Genomic DNA, 8,139 nt, shown 5'->3' with positions numbered 1-8,139 from the left:
TTTAAGCAGTATAAAGCCTGTTGTCACCGTCGAATTTATCAAATAAATTTATGAATTAAAATCAAGTCCGTTCCTCTGTACGGCAGGGTAAGACTATGGTAAACTCAATTTTATGGAAAAACAGAGGAAGAAAAAATGTTTAAGCATTCAATCAGTTCTGGAGGGCAATTAAAAGATAATTGGCGGACACTTTCAGAAGTCTTAGCCAATGCTGCTAAATGTGAAAATCAGGGAATTACCTATATTGGAAATGACGCAACCGAATATTTTCAGACTTATCAAGATTTATATAATGATGCTCTCAATATTTTAGATGGGCTTGATCAGCGGGGGATCAAGTTAGGAGATAAAGTTATCTTCCAAATTGCTAAAAATAAAGATTTTATTCCCGCACTCTGGGCTTGTTTTTTAGGAGGAATTATTCCCGTACCTCTGACCATTGCCCCCCATTATGAGCTAGAAAACTCAGCAGTTAAAAAACTGGAAAATGTCTGGAAAATCTTAGGAAAACCATTAATTTTATCCGATAGTGAATTAATTACTGAAATCCAAAAATTAGAAACTCAATCTCATCTGAAAGGATTGCAAGTAGTCTCAATTGACAATCTAAGATCTATAGAATCTCAATCAAATTCCCAGCCCGATAAAATCCCTAAAAAATGTTATTCCTTACCTAATCTTACCCCAGAAAATCCAGCCTTATTACTATTTACTTCTGGCAGTACAGGTATGCCAAAAGGAGTAATGTTAACTCATAATAATATGTTATCCATGTCTGCTGGAACAGTGGCAATGAATAACTTTACCCAACAAGAAGTTACCCTGAATTGGATGCCCTTAGACCATGCGGGAGCCATCGTCTTTTTAGGAATTATGGCGGTGGATTTAGCTTGTCATCAAATCCATGTTCCGATGGAATTAATTTTACGTCAACCCCTGAAATGGTTAGAGCTAATTCAACACCATCAAGCGACTATTTCTTGGGCTCCTAACTTTGCATTTTCCTTAATTAATCAACAGTTTGAACAACTTAATCAATCTTCTTATAATCTCTCCTCCATGAAATTTTTAGTCAATGCTGGAGAGCAAGTTTCTATTAAAACTATCCGCCTATTTTTAGAAATTCTCGAAAAGCATCAATTACCAGATAGAGCCATTAAACCAGCATTTGGCATGACAGAATCTTGTTCTGGAATTACTTGGTCTGTGGGTTTAAGCCAAGATAAACTAACAGAAGAAAACATTATTATCTCTCTGGGAAAGCCAATTCCAGGGGCTACTATTCGCATTGTTGATCAAGAGAATAATGTTTTACCCGAAGCCGAGATTGGACGACTTCAAATCAAAGGCAAGTCTGTCACTAAAGGATATTATAATAATCCCGAACTGAATCAAGCAGTTTTTCAAGATGAAGGTTGGTTTACCACAGGAGATTTAGCTTATTTATTGGATGGAGAACTCTTTATTACAGGGAGAGAAAAACAAGAAATTATTATTAATGGAATTAATTACTTTGCCCATGAAATTGAAACAGCAATAGAAGAATTAGAGGGAGTAAATGTTTCCTATACGGCGGCATTTGCCGTCTTTGATCAAATCCAAGAGACTGACTTATTAATTATTGTTTTTAGTCCCGAATCAGATCATTTTGAGCAATGGGTAAAAGTCGTTAGAAAAATTCGCAGTCATTTAACTCAAAAAGTAGGAATTGCTCCAGCTTATGTCATTCCTTTAGAGACTGATTTAGTTCCCAAAACCTCTATTGGTAAAGTCCAAAAATCAAAATTAAAAAAAGATTTTGAACAGGGATTATTTACTGGTCGTATTCAAGAAATTAATCAATATTTAGAGAGCGATCGCCAGAAAAATCGCACCTTACCCCAATCGGAAAATGAACGCCAAATAGCAACAGTTTGGTGCGAAGTTTTACAATTAACTTCAGTGGGTTTAAACGATAACTTTTTTGAACTAGGAGGACATTCTTTACTCTTAATTCGGGTACACAACCAACTAGAAAAACTTTTTAATCGTCAGTTACCCATAGCTGAAATGTTTAAAAATTCTACCGTTGCCACCTTAGCGCGTTTCTTAAGTAAAGAATCAAATTCCACCCCAGCAACGGCACAAAAAAGCCGTCAACGGGCAGAAAATCGCTCCCGTCGTCAACGGTCAACCCATGATATTGCCATTATTGGCATGGCTGGACGATTTCCTGGCGCCAACAATCTCACAACTTTCTGGGAAAATCTGCAAAATGGAGTCGAAACCATCTCTTTCTTTTCTGAGGAGGAGCTATTAGAATCGGGGGTTTCTCCTGAACTATTTAATCAGCCTAATTATATTAGAGCCAGACCCATTATCGACCAAGTTGAATATTTTGATAGCGAATTTTTTGGATACACAAACCGAGAAGCAGAATTGCTCGATCCTCAACAACGTTTACTTCTACAATCGAGTTGGGAATGTTTAGAAAACGCGGGTTATAATCCTAACTCCTATCCAGGAGCAATTGGCATATTTGCCGGGGCAAGTATGAACACATATTTAATCAACAATTGCTATCCAAATCGCGGTCAATTAGATAGTAATGATCAGTTACAACCCTTCACATTAGATTCGATGGGGGGGTTTCAAACAATGGTAGCTAACGACAAAGATTATTTAACCACAAGGATTTCTTATAAACTCAACTTACGCGGGCCAAGTATTAATATTCAAACAGCCTGTTCCACAGGATTAGTCGTAGTCCATCTAGCTTGCCAGAGTCTAATTAATGGAGAAAGTGACATGGCTTTAGCGGGAGCCGCTTCAATTAACTCTCCGCAAAAAATTGGTTATTTATATCAAGAAGGTTTAATTCTTTCTGGCGATGGGCATTGTCGTGCCTTTGATTCTCAAGCCCAAGGAACTATTTTTGGGAGTGGCGTCGGGGTGGTTTTGCTAAAAAGATTACCAGATGCTTTAGCCGATCATGATCAAATTTATGCCGTTATTAAAGGCTCTGCGATTAATAATGATGGGGGGACAAAATTGGGATTTACTGCCCCCGGAGGAGAAGGTCAAATTTCAGTTGCAGCCGAAGCCTTAGCCTTTGCTGGTGTTGATGCGAATACGATTAGTTTTATCGAAGCCCATGGCACAGGAACAACCCTGGGAGACCCCATCGAAGTTGATGCTTTAGCTAAAGCTTATGGTGCGGCAAATCAGGGAGAATGTGCTTTAGGTTCGGTCAAAACAAATATCGGACATATGCAAATTGCTTCTGGTATTGTGGGTTTAATTAAAGCAACTTTAGCCCTCAAACATCAAATTATTCCCCCGACATTACATTTCCAAAATCCCAACCCTCAAATTGATTTTTCTAAGACTCCTTTTTATATTAATACTGAAGCCATACCCTGGAAAACCAAACAACAAAATGGACAGGAATTGCCTCGACGGGCGGGGGTTAATTCCCTAGGAATTGGAGGGGTTAATGCCCATATTATCTTAGAAGAAGCTCCGGCGGTTATTCCCCAACAAAATCAAACTAAACCGCCGATTCATTTACTTACAATTTCTGCTAGAACCCCACAGGCTTTAAAAGATTTAGTCAATAGCTATGTAGAATTTTGGGAAAATCACCCCGAAAGTGATATTTTTGATGTCGTCTTTACCGCTAATACTGGTCGAGTTCACTTCTCAAATCGTTTAGCAGTAATAGGCTCCGAAAACAGCGATTTTATCACAAAATTACGTCAGTTCGGGCAACTAGATCAAGGGTTAATTATTCATGGTCAAGTTGATGAAAAGCAACCGCCAAAAATTGCCTTTTTGTTCACAGGACAAGGTTCTCAATATGCGGGAATGGCGCATCAACTTTATCAAACTCAACCTACTTTTCGGCAAACCTTAGATCAAGGGGAAAGTATCTATCAAAAACTAACAGGTAAATCCTTACTAGAAATTATATTTGCTAATTCCGATGAAATCTTAACTCAAACCTCCTATACTCAGCCCGCTTTATTTATAATTGAAGTTGCTTTAGCTCAATTATGGCAGTCTTGGGGAATCGAACCGATCGCTATTTTAGGACACAGTTTAGGAGAATATGCTGCCGCTTGTTTTGCTGGAGTTTTTGATCTGGAAAGTGGCCTAAAACTGGTGATCAATCGAGGCCGTCTTATCGGTCAATTGCCTGATAATCAAGGAGCAATGGCCGCTATTTTCCTCGATCAAAAATCAGTTCTTGAACAGTGCCAAAGTCAAGGAATAAAAATTGCGATCGCTGCCATTAACACTGATCAACATACCGTTATTTCCGGGGATAAAAAATCAATTCAACAACTTTGTGAACACTTTAATAATACAGGAATTAAAGTTCGCCAACTCAAGGTTTCCCATGGCTTTCACTCCCCCTTAATAGAGCCAATTTATGAAGAATTTAAAACCATTCTACAGGAAATTGCTTTTGCCAAACCTCAAATTACCCTAATCTCTAACCTAACCGGAGAAATTGCCGATGATAGTATTATTACTCCCGAATATTGGCTGCAACACCTATTACATACCGTACAATTCCATCAAGGAGTTTTGTCTCTCCAATTCCTAGGATGTGATACTTTTATTGAAATCGGCCCCCAACCCGTTCTTTTAGGTATTATTCAGTCATCAATATCTTCATCTAACCCCCTAATATTACCAAGTTTGCGCTCAGGATTTTCTGATTGGCAAGTCTTATTAGAAAGTCTGGGTAAACTTTATGTTCGTGGTTCAGATATTGACTGGTTTGGCTTTAATAAAGATTATCATTGTAGCCGATGTTCTTTACCTACTTATCCCTTTCAACAACACCGCCATTGGCTTCCCTTAAAAACTGAATTAACAACGGTGGCTCCAGAATCTAATTTGGTCAAGATGTTGTCTAATAAAAATACTAATAGCTTGATGCAAACCTTGTTAGAAACCGGGAATTATTCGGAAGCAGAAAAACAAACGGTATCGGCTATTGTTCAACAATTAATTCAACTTCATCATCAAGATAAAAATAATTTTGATTGGGAAAACCTACTCTATCAAGTAAAATGGTTCCCTGATAATTTGGTAACCCAAAAATTACAAAATCTCGCAACAATTCAAGCGGATTTAGATGTTTATGTGGAAAAACAAATACAATTCGCATCATTAACAGGAGTTTCTTCAGCCTTTGCTGAAATGGAAAAACTCAGTGCGGATTTTATTGTTAAAGCCTTAAAAGATTTAGAACTCTTTCAACTCAATACAATGCTTTCCATCAACGAAAGTTTCCGTCAAGCTGGGATTAAAGCAGAATATAAATTACTCTGGAATCATTGTCTCAAAATCTTAGCAGAAACAGGCATTTTAGAAAAGCAGGATTCTGGCTGGCAAATCATCAAAGAACCGCAACAATCTCATCCTGATTTAACAGTAGAAAATTTAATTAATCAATATCCAAATGCTCTAATAGAACTTACCCTATTTCAGCGAGTTGCTTCTAATTTAGCCGCCATCCTAACGGGAAAAATTGCGCCTTTATCTATCTTATTTTCTCAAAATGAAAAAATCGGAGCCGCCGAATTTTATAAAAATACATCCTGGGCAAAAGTTCTCAACCTAAGTATCTCTAAAGCTGTTGAACTTTTATTATCCAACTATTCTTCCTCCGAACCCCTGCGGATTCTCGAAATTGGCGCCGGAACCGGAGCAACTACCCAGCAAGTTCTCAACGCTTGTAAGTCCGATCAAATTACCTATACCTTTACTGATGTTTCACCCTTCTTTCTGGAGACTGCTAAAGAGAATTTTACTCAATTTCCCAACATCAACTACCAAGTTCTCGATATAGAAAAAGACCCGAAATCCCAAGGATTTTCCCTCGGTTCCTATGATTTAATTATTGCGGCTAATGTCCTGCATTCTACGCGAGATTTACAAAAAGAAACCCTACCTCATATTCAAAGTTTGCTGCGTCCCGGCGGTCAATTGCTATTACTAGAACTGACCCATCAGTCCAAATGGATTGATTTAATCTTTGGTATTACCCAAGGTTGGTGGCGTTTTAGCGATGATCATTTACGCTCCCATCATCCCATTATTAGCGCGTCTACTTGGCAATCTATTCTGCTTCAATCTGGTTTTGCTCAAGCGGAATTTGTATCTCCTGATCAAAAAATTGGCAGTGCTTTATTCCAGCAAAGTATTATCATTGCCCAAAATCCTAGAAAAGCCAGTAATATTTCAGAAAATTGGTTAATTTTTACCGATAGTCACCCCGAAAAAGATCATCTCCCCCGTTCCATTCAAGAACAACTGAGCAAAAATTATGGCTCCTGTACGATAATTTATCAAGGACAAAACAACACTCAATTATCACAATTCGAGTATGCTTTAAATGCCCATCAACCAGAACAACTAAAGGCATGGTTTGGGGAAAATCCATCGCCCCATAATATTATTTATCTTTTGAATGATGATAATAAAGATCAACCTGAATCTATTTTATTAAATCGCTGTCACTATTTGTTAAATCTTCTCCAAGCTATTCAAAAAATCCCTAATTCTCCTAAATTATTTCTTGTTACCCAAGGAGGTCAACCCTTTGAACTCAAACAGCCCACTTTTGTCACCCAGTCTCCACTTTGGGCCTTGGGGCGGGTTATTTCCTTAGAAAACCCAGAATTATGGGGAGGAATGATCGATCTTGACCCCAGCGCCGATATTACTCAAAATATTGCTGATTTACTCCTAGGATTGACCCATGCCATCGGCGAAGATCATCTGCTGTTCCGCAATGGCCAAGCCCATCTAGGGCGTCTAGTCCCATCGGCATCTCCACCGACAAAACCATTAACTATTCAAGCGGAAGCGACCTATTTGATTACCGGAGGTATTGGTCATCTCGGTTTGGCCCTGGCTGGTCATTTGGTTGATTTAGGGGCAAAACATCTGATTTTGACCACCCGCCGCCCCTTTCCCCCGCGTTCGGAGATGGCTACAGAATTTGCCGAAATCAGGGAAAATCTCAGGATTTTAGAGCAAAAAGGAGCATCTGTCGCAGTTTGTCAGGCGGATGTCGGGGATTTTCCGCAGATGCAAGCAATATGGGCCAAAATCGAAAAAACAGCCTATCCCCTACGCGGGGTTTTCCATCTTGCTGGAGTTTCAGGACGCCAAGCGCAATTAAGCGAATGTACATTGGCTGATCTCGAAATAGTTTTTCAAGCAAAAGTTCGAGGTTCTTGGAATTTACATCGGTTATCTTTAGCCACTCAATTAGACTATTTTGTCCTGTTTTCTTCGGCGGGTGCAATTTGGGGAGCGAAAGCACAAGGTTTATATGATGCAGTTAGTAATTCAATGGATTCTTTAGCTATTATGCGTCATCTTCAAGGATTACCTGCTACTACTTTAAATTGGGCATTATTAGCAGGAAATGGGATTGTTTCCCCAGAATATGAAGATTGGCTCAAACAGATTGGCATGAAAGAAATTGAGCTAGATAGGGCGTTTTCCGTGATGGATGCTATTATTGAGTCTCATGAAACACAAGTTTTAGTTGCTGATGTAGATTGGGTTCGCTTCAAAAATATCTATCAATTTCAAGGCGATAAACCCCTGCTGAAAAGATTGGGACAATCTCAAAATATAATTAAATCTGTTCAAGATTCAAGTTCTACACGCCGTCTTTTAGAAAATATTGCACCCGGAGAACGTCGAGAACATTTATTTCAATATATTGGCCAACAAGTGGGGATAATTTTAGGAATTAAACAAATGCCTGACCCAGAACAGGGATTTTCAGAAATGGGGATTGATTCTTTGTTGTCTATCGAATTAAAAAATCGTTTAGAAAAAGGATTAGAAGTGACTTTACCTGCTTCTTTAGTCTTTGATTTTCCCAATATTAGACGATTAGTTGATTATCTGATTCAGCAGGTTTTAGGTTGGCAAGTTCAGACAATAGTGCAGACCACCGTTGATTCTACAGAAGTTCAGCAGGATGTCGATGCAGATTTAATTTTGCGAGAACTTTCCGAATTGGAGGATTTTTTAAGTGATTAAATCAGCCAAATTATAATATGCTTGAAATTGCCAACCACTTTCAAGATATTCAATTAAAACTACTCCGCTCCTACAGAG

Annotated in this window: 1 protein-coding gene; it reads left to right on the top strand. The window is 38.5% G+C overall.

What is annotated here, in order from left to right:
• Nucleotides 1-135 precede the first annotated feature (135 nt).
• Entirely contained in the window at nucleotides 136-8,061 is a 7,926-nt protein-coding gene (locus PL11201_RS25190; protein WP_079681563.1) for a type I polyketide synthase, read from the top strand.
• The last annotated feature ends 78 nt before the right edge of the window (nucleotides 8,062-8,139 follow it).

This window comes from Planktothrix sp. PCC 11201 (assembly GCF_900009135.1).
Classification (GTDB): domain Bacteria; phylum Cyanobacteriota; class Cyanobacteriia; order Cyanobacteriales; family Microcoleaceae; genus Planktothrix.
This window is presented reverse-complemented; position numbering and strand designations above follow the sequence as displayed.

Bases quoted from the DNA above. Each gene is read 5' to 3' on its own strand.
- PL11201_RS25190 (WP_079681563.1), top strand. From the start codon at position 136: ATGTTTAAGCATTCAATCAGTTCTGGAGGGCAATTAAAAGATAATTGG.